General features: G+C 50.1%; 18 protein-coding genes. 8 read left to right on the top strand and 10 right to left on the bottom strand.

Features of this window, described 5'->3' with window-relative positions:
- Nucleotide 1: 1 nt before the first annotated feature.
- The 5 genes from rsxG (at nucleotide 2) to VPR01S_RS02970 (ending at nucleotide 2,976) form a co-directional block, all read left to right on the top strand.
- Nucleotides 2-637: an electron transport complex subunit RsxG gene (rsxG, locus tag VPR01S_RS02990; RefSeq protein ID WP_021703820.1), complete on the top strand. Its 636-nt coding sequence runs from the start codon at nucleotides 2-4 to the stop codon at nucleotides 635-637.
- Complete coding sequence (locus VPR01S_RS02985; RefSeq protein WP_021703819.1) at nucleotides 630-1,319, top strand: electron transport complex subunit E; 690 nt, start codon at nucleotides 630-632, stop codon at nucleotides 1,317-1,319. Before rsxG ends, VPR01S_RS02985 begins: the two co-directional genes overlap by 8 nt.
- 55 nt (nucleotides 1,320-1,374) lie before the next feature.
- Nucleotides 1,375-2,016 (top strand): endonuclease III, encoded by a 642-nt coding sequence (gene nth / locus VPR01S_RS02980; protein WP_021703818.1) that lies wholly within the window; start codon nucleotides 1,375-1,377, stop codon nucleotides 2,014-2,016.
- Nucleotides 2,017-2,025: 9 nt separating this feature from the next.
- Nucleotides 2,026-2,442: a lactoylglutathione lyase gene (gene gloA, locus VPR01S_RS02975; protein ID WP_021703817.1), complete on the top strand. Its 417-nt coding sequence runs from the start codon at nucleotides 2,026-2,028 to the stop codon at nucleotides 2,440-2,442.
- Nucleotides 2,443-2,538: 96 nt separating this feature from the next.
- Complete coding sequence (locus VPR01S_RS02970) at nucleotides 2,539-2,976, top strand: DUF2753 family protein (RefSeq protein WP_021703816.1); 438 nt, start codon at nucleotides 2,539-2,541, stop codon at nucleotides 2,974-2,976.
- Nucleotides 2,977-3,015: 39 nt separating this feature from the next.
- Here VPR01S_RS02970 and motY read toward each other — a convergent pair whose 3' ends face one another.
- Nucleotides 3,016-3,897, bottom strand: a complete 882-nt coding sequence (gene motY, locus VPR01S_RS02965; protein WP_040902252.1) for a flagellar protein MotY — start codon at nucleotides 3,895-3,897, stop codon at nucleotides 3,016-3,018.
- Nucleotides 3,898-4,070: 173 nt separating this feature from the next.
- Between motY and rnt the strand changes: the two genes are divergently transcribed.
- Entirely contained in the window at nucleotides 4,071-4,730 is a 660-nt protein-coding gene (gene rnt, locus VPR01S_RS02960; RefSeq protein ID WP_021703814.1) for a ribonuclease T, read from the top strand.
- Between the two features lie 21 nt (nucleotides 4,731-4,751).
- Entirely contained in the window at nucleotides 4,752-6,077 is a 1,326-nt protein-coding gene (locus VPR01S_RS02955) for a Na+/H+ antiporter family protein (protein ID WP_021703813.1), read from the top strand.
- A 111-nt stretch (nucleotides 6,078-6,188) separates the two neighbouring features.
- On the opposite strand, the gene sucD is transcribed toward VPR01S_RS02955, so the two are convergent.
- The 8 genes from sucD to sdhC all read right to left on the bottom strand — a co-directional run bounded on the left by sucD (nucleotide 6,189) and on the right by sdhC (nucleotide 15,782).
- The gene (sucD, locus tag VPR01S_RS02950) at nucleotides 6,189-7,061 is read right to left on the bottom strand and encodes a succinate--CoA ligase subunit alpha (protein WP_021703812.1); all 873 of its coding nucleotides are present in this window, start codon (nucleotides 7,059-7,061) and stop codon (nucleotides 6,189-6,191) included.
- Nucleotides 7,061-8,227, bottom strand: a complete 1,167-nt coding sequence (gene sucC, locus VPR01S_RS02945; protein ID WP_021703811.1) for an ADP-forming succinate--CoA ligase subunit beta — start codon at nucleotides 8,225-8,227, stop codon at nucleotides 7,061-7,063. The genes sucD and sucC overlap by 1 nt, the downstream gene beginning before the upstream one ends.
- A gap of 176 nt (nucleotides 8,228-8,403) precedes the next feature.
- Nucleotides 8,404-9,615: a 2-oxoglutarate dehydrogenase complex dihydrolipoyllysine-residue succinyltransferase gene (odhB, locus tag VPR01S_RS02940; protein WP_021703810.1), complete on the bottom strand. Its 1,212-nt coding sequence runs from the start codon at nucleotides 9,613-9,615 to the stop codon at nucleotides 8,404-8,406.
- 28 nt (nucleotides 9,616-9,643) lie between these two features.
- Nucleotides 9,644-12,454, bottom strand: a complete 2,811-nt coding sequence (gene sucA, locus VPR01S_RS02935) for a 2-oxoglutarate dehydrogenase E1 component (protein ID WP_021703809.1) — start codon at nucleotides 12,452-12,454, stop codon at nucleotides 9,644-9,646.
- Between the two features lie 101 nt (nucleotides 12,455-12,555).
- Nucleotides 12,556-13,266 (bottom strand): succinate dehydrogenase iron-sulfur subunit, encoded by a 711-nt coding sequence (locus VPR01S_RS02930; protein WP_021703808.1) that lies wholly within the window; start codon nucleotides 13,264-13,266, stop codon nucleotides 12,556-12,558.
- Between the two features lie 15 nt (nucleotides 13,267-13,281).
- Nucleotides 13,282-15,048 carry a succinate dehydrogenase flavoprotein subunit gene (gene sdhA / locus VPR01S_RS02925; RefSeq protein WP_021703807.1) on the bottom strand — a complete coding sequence of 589 codons (1,767 nt, stop codon included), beginning with the start codon at nucleotides 15,046-15,048 and terminating at the stop codon, nucleotides 13,282-13,284.
- Nucleotides 15,049-15,396, bottom strand: a complete 348-nt coding sequence (gene sdhD / locus VPR01S_RS02920) for a succinate dehydrogenase, hydrophobic membrane anchor protein (protein WP_021703806.1) — start codon at nucleotides 15,394-15,396, stop codon at nucleotides 15,049-15,051.
- Nucleotides 15,390-15,782, bottom strand: coding sequence for a succinate dehydrogenase cytochrome b556 subunit (gene sdhC / locus VPR01S_RS02915; protein WP_021703805.1), 393 nt, complete (start codon nucleotides 15,780-15,782; stop codon nucleotides 15,390-15,392). Before sdhC ends, sdhD begins: the two co-directional genes overlap by 7 nt.
- A gap of 395 nt (nucleotides 15,783-16,177) precedes the next feature.
- On the opposite strand from sdhC, the gene VPR01S_RS02910 reads away from it, so the two are divergent.
- Complete coding sequence (locus tag VPR01S_RS02910; RefSeq protein ID WP_021703804.1) at nucleotides 16,178-17,467, top strand: citrate synthase; 1,290 nt, start codon at nucleotides 16,178-16,180, stop codon at nucleotides 17,465-17,467.
- A gap of 74 nt (nucleotides 17,468-17,541) precedes the next feature.
- Here the strand turns inward: VPR01S_RS02910 and aroC are convergent, their stop codons facing one another.
- A complete protein-coding gene (aroC, locus tag VPR01S_RS02905; protein ID WP_021703803.1) occupies nucleotides 17,542-18,627 on the bottom strand; it encodes a chorismate synthase in 1,086 nt (361 codons plus the stop codon).
- Nucleotides 18,628-18,669: the final 42 nt, after the last annotated feature.

Here is an 18,669-nt window from a genome sequence, read left to right as displayed (position 1 = left end):
TATGTTAACTGCAATTCGTAATAATGGCCTGACACTCGCCGTCTTTGCCTGCTTGTCGACCGGGTTGGTAGCATTGACCCAATATCTGACTAAAGACAGAATTGAGGTTCAGGAACAAGCACAGCTGTTATCGGTACTCAATCAAGTGGTGCCCACATCGCTGCACGACAACGACTTGTACCGTTCCTGTACTCTGGTGCGCGACCCGGCGCTTGGTACAACTGAAACCATGCCGGTGTATATTGCGCGGCTTGCCGGTGAGCCTAGTGCAATGGCGATTGAAACCATCGCGCCAGACGGCTACAACGGTGCCATCAAACTGATCGTCGGTATTAGGCACGATGGCACCATCACTGGCACTCGGGTGCTGGCGCATCAAGAAACGCCGGGGCTGGGTGACAAAATTGATCTCAGAATATCCGACTGGATCACCAGTTTTACCGGGAAACAGGTTACCCCGCAAAACGAAGCCAGTTGGAAGGTGCGTAAAGATGGCGGACAATTTGACCAGTTTACCGGCGCGACGATCACTCCGCGTGCGGTGGTCAAAGCCGTTAAGAAAACCGCCATCTTCGTCGCACAAAATCAGGATGCGATCCTCGCACAACCCCTGACCTGTGGAGGCAACGATGAGTGAACATAAAACGCTGATCAAGAATGGCATGTGGGACAACAACCCGGCCCTGGTGCAACTGCTTGGTCTGTGTCCGTTGCTTGCGGTTTCGTCGACCATCACGAATGCACTCGGACTGGGCATTGCAACGCTGCTGGTGTTGGTCGGCTCGAATGTGACGGTCTCTTTGGTTCGCCACCACGTCCCTAAAGAGGTCCGTATTCCGGTCTTCGTAATGATCATTGCGTCGTTGGTCACCTGTGTTCAACTGCTGATGAACGCTTACGCCTACGGCTTATATTTGTCACTGGGTATCTTTATTCCTCTGATCGTGACCAACTGCATCATTATCGGTCGCGCCGAAGCGTTTGCGTCCAAAAATGACGTCCTTCCAGCGGCTCAGGATGGTTTCTGGATGGGACTTGGCATGACTTCCGTGCTGGTGGTGTTGGGCGCGCTGCGCGAAATTATCGGCAACGGCACCCTGTTTGACGGCGCAGATCTGCTGCTTGGAGAGTGGGCAAAAGTGTTGCGTATCGAAGTCTTCCACGTCGACAGCAGCTTCCTGCTCGCGCTGCTGCCACCAGGCGCATTTATTGGCGTCGGCTTTCTTATCGCACTGAAAAACATCATCGACAAACAGTTAGCCGCCCGACAGCCTAAGCAGGAAAAGCCTGCGATAGAACGCGTCCGCGTCACGAATTAAAACAATAAAACACCAGGCCAGCGTCTGGTGTTTATCCATTGGAAGCAGCCTTAAAATGAACAAAGAAAAACGCATACAGATCCTGGAGCGATTACGGGAAAACAACCCTAACCCGCAGACAGAGCTGAACTGGAGTAGCCCGTTCGAACTGCTGATCGCGGTGTTATTATCCGCTCAGGCCACGGACGTCAGTGTTAATAAAGCCACCGACAAACTCTACCCGGTCGCGAATACACCCCAGACGATGTTTGACCTTGGCGTAGATGGCGTGAAAGAGTACATCAAGACCATCGGCTTGTTTAATTCCAAGGCGGAAAACGTCATCAAAACCTGCCGGATTCTGCTCGATAAACACCATGGCGAAGTGCCAGAGGATCGGGCAGCCCTGGAAGCGCTGCCTGGCGTGGGACGCAAAACCGCCAACGTTGTGCTCAACACCGCGTTTGGCTGGCCGACGATTGCCGTTGACACCCACATCTACCGCGTGTCAAACCGCACCAAATTTGCGATGGGGAAAAACGTTGACGAGGTCGAACAGAAATTACTGAAAGTGGTGCCTAAAGAGTTTAAGCTGGATGTGCACCACTGGCTCATCTTGCACGGTCGCTATACCTGTGTGGCACGCAAGCCACGCTGTGGAAGCTGCATTATCGAAGACTTGTGCGAATTTAAAGACAAAGTATATCCGGAAAGCTAGGAGCAAATTATGGCAAACGGTCGCATTCTTCACACCATGCTGCGCGTGGGTGATCTGGACAAATCGATTCAGTTTTACACTGAAGTTATGGGTATGCAGTTACTGCGTACCAACGAAAACAAAGAGTATGAATACACTCTGGCGTTTCTGGGTTATGGTGACGAGTCTCAGGGCGCAGTGATTGAACTGACTTACAACTGGGGCACCTCAGAATACGACATGGGCAATGCATTCGGTCACATAGCGATTGGTGTCGATGACATCTACACCACGTGCGACACAATCAAAGCTGCCGGTGGTAACGTAACCCGCGAGCCTGGCCCAGTAAAAGGCGGAACCACGCATATCGCGTTTGTGAAAGACCTCGACGGGTACATGATTGAGCTGATTCAGAACAAACAAGCGTCCGCTGGCCTAGAAGGTTAAACCACATGAAAAGCGGTGCTGTCACCGCTTTTATTTTTTCGTTTACATGATAATAATTATCATTTAATCTTTAGTTTGGTGCTATGGGAGAAAATGATGAGCATACACGATTGGGAACAGCATACTTTATTGGCCGATACCGCGATGAGTGAGCAGGACCACTTACGCAGTATTTTGCATTATCAACAGGCATTAGCACTGAGTGAACACTTGTCTTTACAGGAAGAGATCGATCTGGAAGAACGGCTGATGATTTCGGTGATCTCCTGTCACAATCTGGCGCAATTCTGGCGCTCCATTGGTGACGACCATTATGAAATAAAATACCTGCAACTGGCATCGGAGAAAGTACTGATGTTGGTGCCACAATGCCACAACCCCAATTGCGAAGCCTTCATTGACTCTTTAGGTTGCTGTAAAAAAGCGTTGATTGAGTTCATGAAACGCCATCCGGATCCGCGGATTGCCCATCAGGTAAAAGACATTGACTCGGTCACCAATTGCAACCAGATAGCCCGTTTTAAACTCAATTAAACAGGCGGGTCTGCTCCCCCACCTGTTTATGTCGCCACATTACACCTGAGTGCGGCCAAGAGAAATAACCACCCGACGGTTTTTGTCTTTCCCAATCGGCGAAGCATTGTCTGCGATCGGACGGCGCTTGCCATACCCTTGTACCTGAATCCGGTCTTCTGGCAGGCCAATCGACTTAAAGTAATCCCGCAGCACTTCTGCACGCTTTTCGGATAGAGCCTGACTGGCACTCTTGCCATCAACAGAATCGGTATAGGTCGAGACTAGCACCAAATCGATGTCCTGATTGTAGCGAATGTACTCGGCAATCTGAGCCAAACGTTTCTGCGACGCTTTGTTCAGTTGCACACTTGAGCGATCGTAATGCAAGATAGTGAAAGCGATGTCTTCAAAGCTGTAGGGCAGCAGATTGGCAATGCAGTCACTAAAAACGTTGTACTGCTGCTGAAACAACACCGAGGATAACGCCACTTCAATTCGCTGATCCCGGCTTTGCCAATCCTGGTAACTGAATGTCGGGTAGCGGCCTTGTTCCAGTTCACCCAATATTCCCCAAGCGGTCTGACCACCGATGTATCCGTCAAATTGTTTAAAAAATTGAATGGTAGTGATCCGCTCCGCCCCTTCTCCAGGGCGCCAGGCCGGCGGCATCGACACCAGGCTGACATTACGCGTATCGCCCATCGGACGTCGCATTTTCAGTTCGAAATCGAGGTTGATTTTTTTACTCGCACGGGAAGAAAACTGAGCGTCACCATAGTTGGGAATATGATGTACCAAACGGCATTCCAGAGGCGTATTCACCAGCATTTTCCAGCTCGACTGCTGTGGTGTGGCGACATAACGTTTCTCCTGCGCATTGACGCTGGACGTCGTTACGAGCAATACCGCCGATATCGCACTCAATAGCCATTTATTCATGTTCTCGATCTTCTCTTCCATATACGGGCGGCGAAGGCTTGCCGCTTACATCTTGTCTGAAATGAATCTGCAAAATCTGCGCCAATTAGTTTGGTGTTTTCTGCCGTGCGCTGGTTTTTATCGTGTGGATTATCTGTAATAATGCCTGCCCTGTCACACAATCCTGGACCCCCATGACTGAACAAAATGAAGCATTGACGCTAAAAAAACGTTTTCGTGGCTATTTTCCGGTCGTTATCGATGTCGAAACCGCCGGGTTTAATGCCCAAACTGATGCTCTGCTTGAGATATGTGCCGTTACCTTAAAAATGGACGAGCATGGCGATCTCCATCCAGCGTCAACCATTCATTTTCACGTCGAACCTTTTGAAGGTGCTAATCTGGAAAAAGAGGCTCTTGAGTTTAACGGTATTCGCGACCCGTTCAGTCCACTGCGTGGCGCGGTCAGTGAAGCGGAAGCACTCAAAGAGATCTATAAACAGGTTCGCAAAGAACAGAAGGACGCGAACTGTAGCCGCGCAATCATGGTGGCACACAACGCAAACTTTGATCACAGCTTTGTGATGGCAGCCAGTGAACGCAGCAAACTCAAACGCGTTCCATTCCATCCTTTTGCCACGTTTGATACTGCCGCCTTAAGCGGCCTGGCGTACGGTCAGACCGTTCTGGCCAAAGCCTGTAAAGCAGCGGGGATGGAGTTTGATAATAAAGAAGCTCACTCAGCGTTGTACGATACTCAAAAGACCGCTGAGTTGTTTTGTGGCATAGTGAATAAGTGGAAAGCCCTCGGTGGCTGGCCGCTCGTTGACGAACCTAATAACGATAATAAGTAAACACAACCTATCGAGATTACTATGAATCCTGTTGTCATTTCTGTATGTATCATGCTGTTGCTGGCACTGATGCGGGTGAATGTGGTGGTCGCCCTCACATTCAGTGCCATTGTCGGCGGCCTGGTTTCCGGCATGAGCCTTAACGATTCCGTGGCCGCGTTTGAAAGCGGTCTGGGCGGTGGTGCCACCATCGCGTTAAGCTATGCCATGCTGGGAACCTTTGCGGTTGCGATTTCGAAATCCGGCATTACTGACTTGCTCGCTCAAAGCGTAATCAAACGCATCCACGGCAAAGAAAGTGGCGCCGCCACGACCGGTCTGAAATACGCCGTTTTGGTGGCCCTGGTGCTGGTCACCATGTCATCACAAAACGTTATTCCGGTCCACATTGCCTTTATTCCTATTCTGATTCCACCACTGCTGGGCGTGTTTGCCAAACTCAAGCTGGACCGCCGTTTGGTTGCCTGCGCACTGACCTTTGGTCTGATCACTCCTTACATGGTCCTTCCCGTTGGCTTTGGTGGGATTTTCCTTAACAACATTTTGCTCAAGAGTCTCCGTGACAATGGCCTGGCAGACGTCACCGCCAGCCAGGTTCCGACCGCCATGCTGCTGCCGGGCGCCGGAATGATTTTTGGCTTACTGGTCGCAATTTTCTTCAGCTACCGTAAGCCACGCGAATACAAAGAAACCACGCTGACGCATGTTGACCCAGAGCCAAGCCACATCAATAAAAAGCACATCCTGATCGCGGCACTGGGCATTGTGGCAGCACTGGCCGTCCAACTGACCACCGGCTCGATGATCATCGGCGCTCTGGCGGGATTCATGGTGTTCACTTTCGGCGGTGTCATTGCCTGGAAAGAGACTCACGATGTCTTTACTAAAGGCGTGCATATGATGGCGATGATCGGTTTCATCATGATTTCCGCCGCAGGTTTCGCGGCAGTCATGAAACAGACCGGCGGCGTCGAATCTCTGGTACAAGCGCTGTCTGGCGGCATTGGTGATAATAAACCGTTGGCGGCATTACTGATGCTGGTCGTGGGCCTTCTTGTCACCATGGGTATCGGTTCATCTTTCTCGACCATACCAATCATTGCCACCATTTATGTGCCTCTGGCGATCGCTTTTGGATTCTCACCTATGGCGACCATCGCGCTGGTAGGTACTGCAGCAGCACTGGGTGATGCAGGCTCTCCGGCCTCTGACTCCACTTTGGGACCGACTTCAGGTCTCAATGCTGATGGACAACATGAACATATTTGGGAAACCGTAGTGCCGACATTTATTCACTACAACATCCCGCTCATTATCTTCGGCTGGATAGCCGCGATGGTGCTGTAACCAGCACTGCGCTGATGGAAAAACCGGCCACTAAGGCCGGTTTTTATTTTTGCATCCAACAAAAAAAGCCCGGCAATTCGCCGGGCTAGGTATTCTTTATCGAAGGGCAAATTACCAACCGGTAACTTCGCGCAGACCTTTACCAATCTCTGCCAGAGATTTTACTGTCTTAACGCCAGCCGCTTCCAGTGCAGCGAATTTGTCTTCAGCAGTCCCTTTACCACCAGAGATAATCGCACCTGCATGGCCCATACGCTTACCAGGAGGCGCAGTGACACCAGCGATATAAGACACAACTGGTTTAGTCACGTGCTCTTTGATGAACGCTGCCGCTTCTTCTTCTGCTGTACCACCGATTTCACCGATCATGACGATCGCTTCAGTTTCTGGGTCTTCCTGGAACAGTTTCAGGATGTCGATGAAGTTTGAACCTGGGATTGGGTCACCACCGATACCAACACACGTAGACTGACCGAAGCCTTCGTCTGTAGTTTGCTTAACTGCTTCGTAAGTAAGTGTACCGCTGCGAGATACGATACCTACTTTACCTTTCTTGTGGATGTGACCAGGCATGATACCGATCTTACACTCATCAGGAGTGATCACACCCGGACAGTTAGGACCGATCATGCGAACACCAGTTTCTTCTAGCTTCACTTTTACGTCGATCATATCTGTTGTAGGGATACCTTCCGTGATGGTTACGATCAGCTCGATACCTGCGTCAATCGCTTCCAGGATAGCATCTTTACAGAAAGGTGCTGGTACGTAGATGACGGTCGCTGTTGCGCCAGTTGCTTCGACTGCTTCACGAACTGTGTTGAATACAGGTAGACCTAGGTGAGTTTGGCCACCTTTACCTGGAGACACACCACCAACCATTTGCGTACCGTATGCGATAGCTTGCTCTGAGTGGAACGTACCTTGACCACCAGTGAAACCCTGACAGATTACTTTAGTGTCTTTGTTAATTAATACAGACATTATTTAGCCTCCGCAGCAGCAACAACTTTCTGAGCAGCATCTGTTAGCGACTCAGCAGCAATGATATCAACATCAGAATTAGCAAGAACTTCGCGACCTAGGTCTGCGTTAGTACCTTCTAGACGAACAACAACTGGTACGTTTACACCTACCTCTTTAACCGCACCAATAATCCCTTCTGCGATCATGTCACAACGTACGATACCGCCGAAGATGTTTACCAGTACTGCTTTCACGTTGTCATCAGATAGGATGATCTTAAATGCTTCAGCCACACGTTCTTTCGTTGCACCGCCACCGACATCGAGGAAGTTAGCTGGTTTGCCGCCGTGTAGGTTGACGATATCCATCGTACCCATTGCCAAGCCAGCACCGTTAACCATACAGCCAACGTTACCGTCTAGTGCTACGTAGTTCAGTTCCCACTGAGCTGCGTGCGCTTCACGCTCATCTTCTTGCGATGGATCGTGCATTTCACGTAGCTTAGGCTGACGGTAAAGTGCGTTTGAATCGATGTTGATCTTACCGTCAAGACACAGCAGGTTGCCTTCGCCAGTCACTACCAGCGGGTTGATCTCCAGCAGAGCCAGATCGTACTGAGCGAACATAGTGCCAAGACCCATAAAGATCTTAACGAATTGTTTGATTTGATCGCCTACAAGACCCAGTTTGAACGCAAGTTCACGGCCTTGGTAAGCTTGAGGGCCTACGAGTGGGTCGATGGCTGCTTTGTGGATAAGCTCCGGCGTTTCTTCCGCCACTTTCTCGATTTCCACACCGCCTTCAGTAGAAGCCATGAAAACGATCTTACGGCTAGCACGGTCAACGACCGCACCCAGATACAATTCGTTGGCAATGTTTGATGCTTCTTCTACCAGGATTTTTGTGACTGGCTGACCATTCGCGTCTGTTTGGTAAGTAACCAGGTTTTTGCCCAACCACTTTTGCGCAAACTCTTTCACGCCATCTTTGGTATCGTGCAGTTCAACACCGCCCGCTTTACCACGTCCACCAGCGTGAACCTGACATTTAACGACTTTCTTCTCCGTCGTAATACGGCCAGCGGCTTCAAAAGCTTCTTGTGGCGTATCACATGCGTAGCCTTCCGGCACAGGCAAACCGAATTCTGCAAACAGCTGTTTGGCTTGGTATTCATGCAAATTCATTGTGTTATTCCGTTTGTTTATCCCTTGTGGGATTTATTATTTCCATAAGGCGTAAGCAAGCGCTTCGCCAAACGTATGTAGGGTGCTTCTAAAAAGCTGTCACTGATAACAGCAACACACTGGAGTTGAGCATTCCAGTGGAAAAGGTGCCGGAAACCCGGCACCTGAATTCCGCCTTAAACGTCCAGAAGCAGACGTGTTGGATCTTCCAGCAGTTCCTTGATAGTCACCAGGAAGCCCACGGATTCACGACCATCGATCAAACGGTGGTCATAGGATAGCGCCAGGTACATCATCGGTAGGATTTCAACCTGACCGTTCACCGCCATTGGACGCTCCTGGATCTTGTGCATACCCAGAATCGCAGACTGTGGCGGGTTGATGATTGGCGTCGACATCAGGGAACCAAACACACCGCCGTTGGTGATGGTGAAGTTACCGCCCATCAGCTCATCAACCGTCAGCTTGCCATCACGGCCCTTCACAGCCAGCTCTTTGATGCCTTTCTCGATCTCAGCAAAACCCAGCGTATCGCAATCTTTCAGTACCGGTGTCACCAGACCACGTGGTGTGGAAACCGCCATGCTGATGTCAAAGTAGTTGTGATAAACAATGTCATCACCATCAATGGATGCGTTGACTTCAGGGTAACGTTTCAGTGCTTCGGTTACCGCTTTCACGTAGAAAGACATGAAGCCCAGACGAATACCGTGGCGCTCTTCGAACTGATCTTTGTATTGCTTACGCAGATCCATGATAGGTTTCATGTTGACTTCGTTAAACGTGGTCAGCATCGCGGTGCTGTTTTTCGCTTCCAGCAGACGGTTGGCTACCGTCTTGCGCAGACGAGTCATCGGCACACGTTTTTCAGTGCGCGCAGCAGCTGGAACCTGAATATCGCCTTTGTCTGCTTCCTGTTTCGCTCCTGATTGAGCGCTCTTAAGGTAAGCATCGATGTCTTCGCGCGTGATACGACCACCTACACCAGTGCCTTTCACTTGCGATGCGTCCAGATTATGCTCTGCCAGCAGGCGGCGTACCGCAGGACTCAACGCATCGTTGCTCTCTTCGGTCAGCGCAGCTTTGTGACGTTTATCTGGCGAGGATTCTGACTCTGCGGTGGTGTCCGCTGTAGGTTCACCCGCAACCGCGCCTGGCTTCAACTTAGCCAGCAGTTGTTTAGACAGAACGGTAGCGCCTTCTGCTTCAACAATCGCTTCCAGGACACCATCTTCAGGTGCAGGAACTTCCAGGACAACTTTGTCGGTTTCAATATCGACGATTACTTCATCACGAGCGACCGCTTCACCTGGTTGTTTGTGCCAAGTAGCTACGGTTGCGTCGGCAACTGATTCAGGTAAATCTGGAACCAGAATTTCAACTGTCATATCTGTGTCTTCCTTTTACTTCTAGTTCTTAAGCTAGGGTCAGAGCGTCTTCGACCAACGCTTTTTGTTGTTTCAAGTGTACCGACATATAACCTACTGCTGGTGAAGCAGAGGCTGGGCGGCCCGCGTATTTAAGATCCGCACCGGCAGGAATCGCCGCTCGGAAGTTATGTTGACTCGAGTACCAGGCGCCTTGGTTTTGTGGCTCTTCCTGACACCAAACGTAGTCAACCGCATTGGTGTACTGTGCAATCGCTGCTTTGACATCGTCCAACGGGAAAGGATACAGCTGTTCGATACGAACAATTGCGACATCTTCCTGTTCGTTGGCGCGACGTTGCTCCAACAGATCGTAGTACACCTTACCTGCACAAAATACGACGCGTTTCACTTTTGTCGGGTCCAGGTTATCCACTTCAGGGATCGCTGGCTGGAATGTTCCTTCTGCCAAATCTTCCAGTGTTGAGGTACACAATGGATGACGCAGCAGTGACTTCGGAGACATCACGATCAGAGGACGACGCATTGGACGCACAACCTGACGACGAATCATGTGGTAAACCTGAGCTGGTGTCGACGGAACCACCACCTGCATGTTTTGCTCCGCACACAACTGAAGGTAACGTTCAAGACGTGCAGAGGAGTGCTCTGGTCCCTGACCTTCGTAGCCATGTGGTAACAGCATCGTCAAACCACACAAACGTGCCCATTTTTGCTCACCGGAGGAAATGAACTGGTCGATAACCACTTGAGCACCGTTAGCGAAATCACCAAACTGCGCTTCCCACAGGGTCAGACCACCCGGCTCGGCCGTGGCATAGCCGTATTCGAATGCCAATACTGCTTCTTCTGACAAAACAGAGTCAAATACCTGGAATGGTCCCTGTTTGTCGTGAATATTTGCCAGAGGCATGTAAGTGCTGGCGTCACCCTGGTTATGCAGTACCGCATGGCGGTGGAAGAAAGTACCACGGCCTGAATCCTGACCAGAAATACGGATGCGTTTGCCTTCATCAACCAGCGTGGCGTAAGCCAATGTCTCAGCCATACCCCAGTCAAACAGTTTCTCACCCGTCAGCATCGCTTTACGATCGTTGTACAGCTTATTCACGCGACTTTGCAGCTTATGACTTTCCGGATATTGGCAAATACGCTGACCCAGTTCCAGCAAACGCTGGCGATCAAACTGATTCGCCCATGCTTCGTCCCAATCGTGGCCCAGATACGGAGACCAGTCGACTGAATGCATCGTCATCGGACGCCACTCTTTCACCACCACTTCACCGTGGTCCAGAGCGTCGCGATATTCGTTCACCAGTTGCGTCGCGGTTTCGATGTCACACTCATTGCGGTCAATCAAAATGTCGGCATACAATTTACGCGGCGTCGGGTGTTTTTTGATTTTCTGGTACATCAACGGCTGAGTCGCGTTCGGCTCGTCCGCTTCGTTGTGACCATGACGGCGGTAACACACCAGGTCAATAACCACATCACGCTTGAATTCGTTGCGGTAATCCAGCGCCAGACGCGTCACAAACGCGACCGCTTCCGGATCATCTGAGTTCACGTGGAAAATCGGCGCCTGAACCATCTTCGCGATGTCAGTACAGTACATGGTTGAGCGGGTATCACGAGGATTGGAGGTGGTAAAACCAACCTGGTTATTAACCACAATACGCACGGTACCGCCTACCTGGAAACCACGAGCCTGAGACATATTGAACGTCTCTGCCACCACACCCTGACCAGCAATCGCAGAATCACCGTGAATCGTGATAGGCAGTACACGGCTGCCGTCTTTATCGCCCAAGCGATCTTGACGGGCTCGTACTGAACCGATCACCACCGGGTTAACGATCTCGAGGTGCGACGGGTTAAACGCCAGTGCCAAGTGCACATTACCGCCAGGGGTAGCGAAGTCTGCTGAGAAGCCCTGATGGTACTTCACATCACCCGTTCCCCAGGTTTCATCGTGTTTGCCGGCAAATTCGTCAAACAGATCCTGCGGACGTTTACCCAGTACGTTCACCAGCATGTTCAGACGACCACGGTGCGCCATACCAATCACGACTTCGCGCATACCCGTGTTGCCAGCGTGACGAATCAGTTCTTTGGTCATTGGGATAAGAGCATCACCGCCTTCCAGTGAGAAACGTTTTGCACCAGGGAATTTGGCCCCGAGGTAACGTTCCAGACCTTCCGCCGCAGTCAGCTCTTCAAGGAAAGTACGCTTGTGATCATTATCAAACGACGGCTGACCCACAACCGGTTCCAGACGCTGCTGAATCCAGCGCTTCTGTTCAGTGTCGGTAATGTGCATGTATTCTGCACCAACGGAGCCGCAGTAGATTTTCTGAAGAGCAGAATGAATGTCTTTCAGTCGCATAGTGTCTTGCCCGATGGCAAAAGAACCTACGTTGAAAGTTTCTTCGTAATCGTCTTCGGTGAGATTGTGGAATGCTGGATCGAGTTCAGCCACAGGAGGGCGTTTCCAGATTCCCAGAGGGTCTAATTCAGCTGCTTCGTGACCGCGAAAGCGGTACGCATTGATAAGCTGAAGTACTTTTACTTGCTTTGCATCGACATCAGGATCACTAACTTGGACACTGTAATGCTTTGTCTCTTGAGCGAGTCGTCGGAAGTAGTCACGGACACGTGAATGCGGTTGTTCTGTTGTCTCTTTCGAGTTTACAGGTAAGCCGTCAAAAACACGTTTCCACTCCTCACTTACCAGATCGGGATCACTTAGATACAGTTCGTAGAGTTCTTCTACATAAGTTGCATTGGCGCCAGCCAAGTGTGAAGACTCGAGCCATGCCTTCATCACGCCGTTTTGCATATTTTCCCTTAACCAGTAGTTTTCACGTTTGCTTCGGTCTACGCCGAGCTATTAAAGGCCGGCTTCCACCCAGAGGCAGAGCCGGCAATTTTGTTGTTACTTTACACCGAGCGGTTCACCAACATGGTCTTAATATGACCAATGGCTTTCGTCGGGTTCAGTCCCTTAGGACAAACACTGACACAGTTCATGATGCCGTGGCAACGAAAAACGCTGAAAGCATCATCAAGATCAGACAAACGTTCGTCTGTTGCAGTATCACGGCTGTCAATCAACCAGCGATACGCAGCCAGAAGTCCTGCTGGGCCGATGAACTTGTCCGGATTCCACCAGAACGATGGGCAGGATGTCGTACAACACGCACACATAATACATTCATACAAACCATCCAAATGCGCACGTTCTTCTGGAGATTGCAAGTTCTCTCTTGATGGCGGTAATGCGCCATCATCAATCAAGAAAGGTTTAACTTTCGCATAGTTATCGTAGAACTGCGTCATGTCAACGATCAGATCACGAACCACAGGCAATCCAGGCAGAGGACGAATCACAATCTTGTCGCCTTTCAGCGCCGACAGAGGCGTGATACAAGCCAGGCCATTTTTGCCATTCATGTTCAGCCCGTCAGAACCACATACCCCTTCACGGCAAGAACGACGGAATGCAATGCTAGGATCCTGCTCTTTCAACGAAATAAGCGCATCCAACACCATCATGTCCGACCCTTCGTCCACTTCTAGGGTGTAATCTTTCATGTAAGGTTTGTTATCCACATCCGGATTGTAACGATACAAAGAGAAGTTCAGTTTCATTGTTCAATACCTCCCTTAGTAAGTACGTACTTTCGGCGGGAAAGCTTCACGATGCACTGGCGTCATGTTCACATCACGCTTGTTCATCGATTCCGTTTCCGGGTTGTAGATAGAGTGGCACAGCCAATTTTCATCATCACGCTCTGGGTAGTCAAAACGTGCGTGTGCACCGCGGCTCTCGGTACGATAGTTTGCCGCTACCGCCGTCGAGAAAGCGGTTTCCATCAGGTTATCCAGTTCCAGACACTCAACGCGCTGGGTATTGAACTCCTGAGATTTGTCCGCCAGGTGTGCGTTTTTCAGACGCTCACGGATCACTCTCAACTCTTCCAGACCAGTTGCCATGGCATCACCTTCACGGAAAACCGAGAAGCTGTTTTGCATGCAGCGTTGCAGATCTTTGCGGATTTCAACCGGATCTTCACCACCTGTGCTGTTTTCCCAGCGCATGGTACGAGCCAGAGAGGCTTCGATATCCGACTCCGTCGCCGGACGCGCTTCGGCTTGCGCCGCCAGCGTTTCACCCAGGTGCAGACCGGTTGCACGGCCAAACACCACTAAGTCGAGCAGCGAGTTGCCGCCCAGACGGTTGGCGCCGTGTACTGACACAGAAGCAATCTCACCACAGGCATACAGGCCTTGTACTTCGACATCCTGACCGGATGTGGTTTGCTTAATCGCCTGACCAGAGACCTGAGTGGGTACACCGCCCATCATGTAGTGACAGGTTGGAATAACCGGAATCGGCTCCTTCACAGGATCCACGTGTGCAAAGGTCCGAGATAACTCACAGATGCCTGGAAGACGCGACTCTAGGACATCTTTACCCAAGTGATCCAATTTCAGCTTAATGTGTGGACCCCATGGGCCATCGCAGCCACGACCTTCACGGATTTCAATCATCATCGAACGCGCCACCACGTCACGACCAGCCAGGTCTTTGGCGTTAGGTGCGTAACGTTCCATGAAACGCTCACCGTCTTTGTTCAGCAGGTAACCACCTTCACCACGACACCCTTCCGTAACCAGAACCCCAGCTCCGGCAATGCCCGTTGGGTGGAACTGCCACATTTCCATGTCTTGCATTGGTACGCCTGCGCGCAATGCCATACCAACACCATCACCGGTATTGATGTGGGCATTAGTGGTCGAGGCGTAAATACGGCCTGCACCACCGGTTGCCAATACCGTCGCTTTCGACTTGAAGTAACAGATTTCACCGGTTTCCATGCAAAGCGCAGTACAACCCATCACGGCACCGTCCTGGTTCTTCACCAGATCCAATGCATACCACTCAGAAAAAATCGTGGTTTTGTGTTTGACGTTTTGTTGGTAAAGCGTGTGCAGCAACGCATGACCAGTACGGTCCGCCGCAGCCGCAGTACGAGCTGCCTGTTCACCACCAAACTCTTTCGACTGACCGCCGAAAGGACGCTGATAGATGCTACCATTGTCAAAACGCGAAAACGGCAAACCCATTTTTTCGAGCTCAATTACCGACTCAGGGCCGTTTTTACACATGTATTCGATGGCGTTCTGATCACCGATGTAATCAGAACCTTTAACCGTGTCGTACATGTGCCACTGCCAGTTATCTTTATGCGAGTTGCCCAGAGCAACCGTGATACCACCTTGCGCAGACACTGTGTGGGAGCGAGTCGGGAACACTTTGGACAGCAGTGCACAAGTCAGGCCCTGCTCAGAAATTTGCAGTGCAGCACGCATACCTGCACCACCAGCGCCGATTACAACGGCATCAAATTCACGAACTGGAATAGTCACTTACGCACCCCACAAAATAAACAGACCAGAGAAGAAATATCCTAACAGCACGGCAATCACACCAAGCTGCAATCCAGCACGCAGTGCCGTCGGCTTGATGTAGTCTGTCAGTACTTGCCATAACCCGATCCACGCGTGAATCAGGATAGAAACCAAAGCAAGCATGGTGAACGTTTTCGTAAACGTGCCACCAAAGAATTGGGTCCAAGATACGTAAGAGATATCACCAGAGAAAGCAATGAAGCTTACTAGGTAAATAGTGTATAGCGTCATAATGATTGCAGTTGCACGGATTAGCAGATAATCGTGCACGCCATTACGACCAAATGAAGAAACATGTTTTACCATACCAGTACCCCCGCCAGAAGAGACAACACGGCAGTGGCGCCGAATGCGACTTTGGCGCTCATGGCACCAGATTCAAGTTCTTCGAAATATCCGAGATCCATCAGCAAGTGACGAATACCACCGGCAATGTGATAAGCCAGTGCGGTCAGAATACCCCAGAGGATAAACTTAACGAAGAAACCACCGACGATATCGCTGGCTTGCATAAAGCCAACTGGGGAGGACAAGGAAATGGATAATAACCAAAGCAAAATTCCGATAGCAACAAACGTAATCACCCCGGACACACGATGCAGGATGGAAGCGATTGCTGTGATCGGAAAGCGAATGGTCTGCAAATCTAAATTAACAGGTCTTGACTTTCTTTCTTTCACGGGCTTGCTCACTCAGCTCCATTGAGCATTTATAGTTATGAACGAAAATTTGGCTTCAAACCCACAAAAGTTAACATCTGTTTAACAAATTCTCGTAGCAAACAAGGATTAAAATGTAAAACTTTTGTTAACAACAAGACTAGAAACGTCACCTCACTCTTGTTTCGAGCCTTGAATTTATAAGGTTTTCCCCAAAATTTACTGCGCCATCTTACGGCTGGCAACATTCTAATACAATTGATGTAACAATTTTTGCTACACAGAACAGATTTTTAACTATGGACCTATAAAAAATCATAACAAGTGCACAAGTCGGAGGAGAAAAATTGACTTTGTTAACGAACACACGTACAAAAATGACACACAAACATCCTGGACGGATTAAATAATAAACAAAGGAGATTGTTATGGCAGATAAGAAAGCGACCCTTCATATTGAGGGGAAAGCGCCAATCGAACTGCCGATTATGGACGGGACTCTTGGTCCTCAGGTAATCGACGTTCGTACTCTAGGCTCAAATGGTTACTTTACTTTTGACCCTGGTTTTCTTGCCACTGCATCCTGTGAATCTCAAATCACTTACATCGATGGCGCAAAAGGTGTGCTGCTACACCGCGGTTACCCAATCGATCAATTAGCCAATAACGCTGATTACTTAGAAGTATGTTATATCCTTCTTTATGGTGAAGCCCCTACACGTGAGCAATACGAAGCGTTCAAAACAACAGTAACGCGTCACACTATGGTCCATGAGCAAATTGCGAGTTTCTTCCACGGTTTCCGTCGCGATGCTCACCCTATGGCCGTTATGTGTGGTGTGGTTGGAGCTTTGGCCGCCTTCTACCATGACTCTTTAGACATTAATAATGATGAACACCGTGAAATCGCGGCTTATCGTTTGTTGTCTAAAATGCCGACTCTGGCTGCGATGTGTTACAAATACTCCATCGGTCAGCCATTTATCTACCCACGTAACGATTTGAGCTACGCGGAAAACTTCCTGCACATGATGTTCGCCAACCCATGTGAGGAGTACGAAGTAAACCCTGTGGTTGCTCGTGCAATGGATAAAATCTTTACCCTGCACGCGGATCATGAACAGAATGCCTCCACGTCAACCGTACGTCTGGCTGGTTCATCAGGTGCTAACCCATTTGCGTGTATCGCTGCGGGCATCGCATCTCTGTGGGGGCCTGCTCATGGCGGTGCAAACGAAGCATGTCTGCGTATGCTGGAAGAGATCGGTAGCGTCGACAACATCCCAGAATACATTGAGAAAGCGAAAGACAAAGACGATCCTTTCCGTTTGATGGGCTTTGGTCACCGTGTTTACAAGAACTATGACCCACGTGCGACAGTTATGCGTGAAGCCTGTCACGACGTGTTGAAAGAGCTGAACATCAGCGATCCGCTGCTTGATGTGGCAATGGAGCTGGAGCGCATCGCGCTGTCAGACGAATACTTTGTCGAGAAGAAGCTGTACCCGAATGTCGACTTCTACTCTGGTCTTATTCTGAAAGCGATTGGTATTCCAATCTCAATGTTTACCGTGATCTTCGCTATGTCACGGACCATTGGTTGGATTGCTCACTGGAATGAAATGCACAGTGATCCGCACAACCGTATTGGTCGTCCGCGTCAGTTGTACACTGGCCAGAAACTGCGTGATTTCAAACCGTTGTACGAACGCGAATAATCGTCAAGCCAACACAAAAAGAGCGAGTATTTACTCGCTCTTTTCATTTGCTGTTTTTGACCGGCCCGGGGCGGTTAAATCACTGGGGTCTCGGTGTTGACGCCCAGATTCTGGCCACGATGACGCAGTAAATGATCCATCAGAACAATCGCCAGCATAGCCTCAGCGATAGGCACAGCTCGGATACCCACACACGGATCATGACGCCCTTTGGTGATCAGTTCGGTACTTTCCCCGCTTCGCGTAATGGTTTCACCGGGTACGGTAATGCTGGAAGTTGGCTTCAGCGCAATGTTGGCGACGATGTCCTGTCCTGTAGAGATTCCACCCAGAATCCCACCGGCGTGGTTACTGGTAAATCCTTGAGGTGTCAGGCTGTCACGGTGTTGACTGCCTTTCTGACTCACCACGTCAAAACCATCGCCAATCTCAACCCCTTTGACAGCGTTGATGCTCATTAGCGCATGCGCGATGTCCGCATCAAGACGATCAAACACCGGTTCACCTAAGCCGACAGGCACCTGCGTGGCAACAACCTGAATCTTAGCGCCAATCGAATCGCCCTGCTTTTTCAGATCGCGGATCAACTGATCAAACGCATCCACCTTATCCACATCCGGACAGAAAAAGGCATTGTTCTCAATTTCATCCCAATCGACTTTGTCGATCGAGACATCCCCCATTTGTGACAGGTAGGCGCGAATTTCCACACCAAAGGTCTGTTTTAGGTATTTTTTCGCAATTGCACCTGCCGCAACACGCATGGCAGTTTCACGCGCAGACGAACGGCCGCCTCCGCGATAATCACGAATGCCATACTTTTGGTGGTAGGTATAATCTGCGTGACCCGGACGGAATTTATCTTTAATGTCCGAATAATCTTTCGAGCGTTGATCGGTGTTTTCAATCAACAAGCCAATGGACGTTCCGGTCGTTTGCCCTTCGAACACGCCAGAAAGAATTTTGACTTCGTCCGGTTCACGACGCTGAGTCGTATAACGTGACGTGCCAGGACGACGGCGATCCAGGTCGATCTGAATGTCGGCTTCACTGATTTCCAGCCCCGGTGGGCACCCATCGACGATACATCCCAGTGCGATACCGTGACTCTCTCCGAACGTAGTTACCCGGAAATGTTGTCCGATACTGTTTCCTGCCATTACTTCCTCATGTATCTGGCCATTGCCGCCTGATTTTGCAGC

Origin of the sequence: Vibrio proteolyticus NBRC 13287 (genome assembly GCF_000467125.1) — a bacterium.
Lineage (GTDB): Bacteria > Pseudomonadota > Gammaproteobacteria > Enterobacterales > Vibrionaceae > Vibrio > Vibrio proteolyticus.
Note: the sequence above shows the minus strand (reverse complement) of the source record. Positions and strands in the feature narration are given on the sequence as shown.

Bases quoted from the DNA above. Each gene is read 5' to 3' on its own strand.
- rsxG (WP_021703820.1), top strand. From the start codon at position 2: ATGTTAACTGCAATTCGTAATAATGGCCTGACACTCGCCGTCTTTGCC.
- VPR01S_RS02985 (WP_021703819.1), top strand. From the start codon at position 630: ATGAGTGAACATAAAACGCTGATCAAGAATGGCATGTGGGACAACAAC.
- nth (WP_021703818.1), top strand. From the start codon at position 1,375: ATGAACAAAGAAAAACGCATACAGATCCTGGAGCGATTACGGGAAAAC.
- gloA (WP_021703817.1), top strand. From the start codon at position 2,026: ATGGCAAACGGTCGCATTCTTCACACCATGCTGCGCGTGGGTGATCTG.
- VPR01S_RS02970 (WP_021703816.1), top strand. From the start codon at position 2,539: ATGAGCATACACGATTGGGAACAGCATACTTTATTGGCCGATACCGCG.
- motY (WP_040902252.1), bottom strand. From the start codon at position 3,897: ATGAATAAATGGCTATTGAGTGCGATATCGGCGGTATTGCTCGTAACG.
- rnt (WP_021703814.1), top strand. From the start codon at position 4,071: ATGACTGAACAAAATGAAGCATTGACGCTAAAAAAACGTTTTCGTGGC.
- VPR01S_RS02955 (WP_021703813.1), top strand. From the start codon at position 4,752: ATGAATCCTGTTGTCATTTCTGTATGTATCATGCTGTTGCTGGCACTG.
- sucD (WP_021703812.1), bottom strand. From the start codon at position 7,061: ATGTCTGTATTAATTAACAAAGACACTAAAGTAATCTGTCAGGGTTTC.
- sucC (WP_021703811.1), bottom strand. From the start codon at position 8,227: ATGAATTTGCATGAATACCAAGCCAAACAGCTGTTTGCAGAATTCGGT.
- odhB (WP_021703810.1), bottom strand. From the start codon at position 9,615: ATGACAGTTGAAATTCTGGTTCCAGATTTACCTGAATCAGTTGCCGAC.
- sucA (WP_021703809.1), bottom strand. From the start codon at position 12,454: ATGCAAAACGGCGTGATGAAGGCATGGCTCGAGTCTTCACACTTGGCT.
- VPR01S_RS02930 (WP_021703808.1), bottom strand. From the start codon at position 13,266: ATGAAACTGAACTTCTCTTTGTATCGTTACAATCCGGATGTGGATAAC.
- sdhD (WP_021703806.1), bottom strand. From the start codon at position 15,396: ATGGTAAAACATGTTTCTTCATTTGGTCGTAATGGCGTGCACGATTAT.
- VPR01S_RS02910 (WP_021703804.1), top strand. From the start codon at position 16,178: ATGGCAGATAAGAAAGCGACCCTTCATATTGAGGGGAAAGCGCCAATC.
- aroC (WP_021703803.1), bottom strand. From the start codon at position 18,627: ATGGCAGGAAACAGTATCGGACAACATTTCCGGGTAACTACGTTCGGA.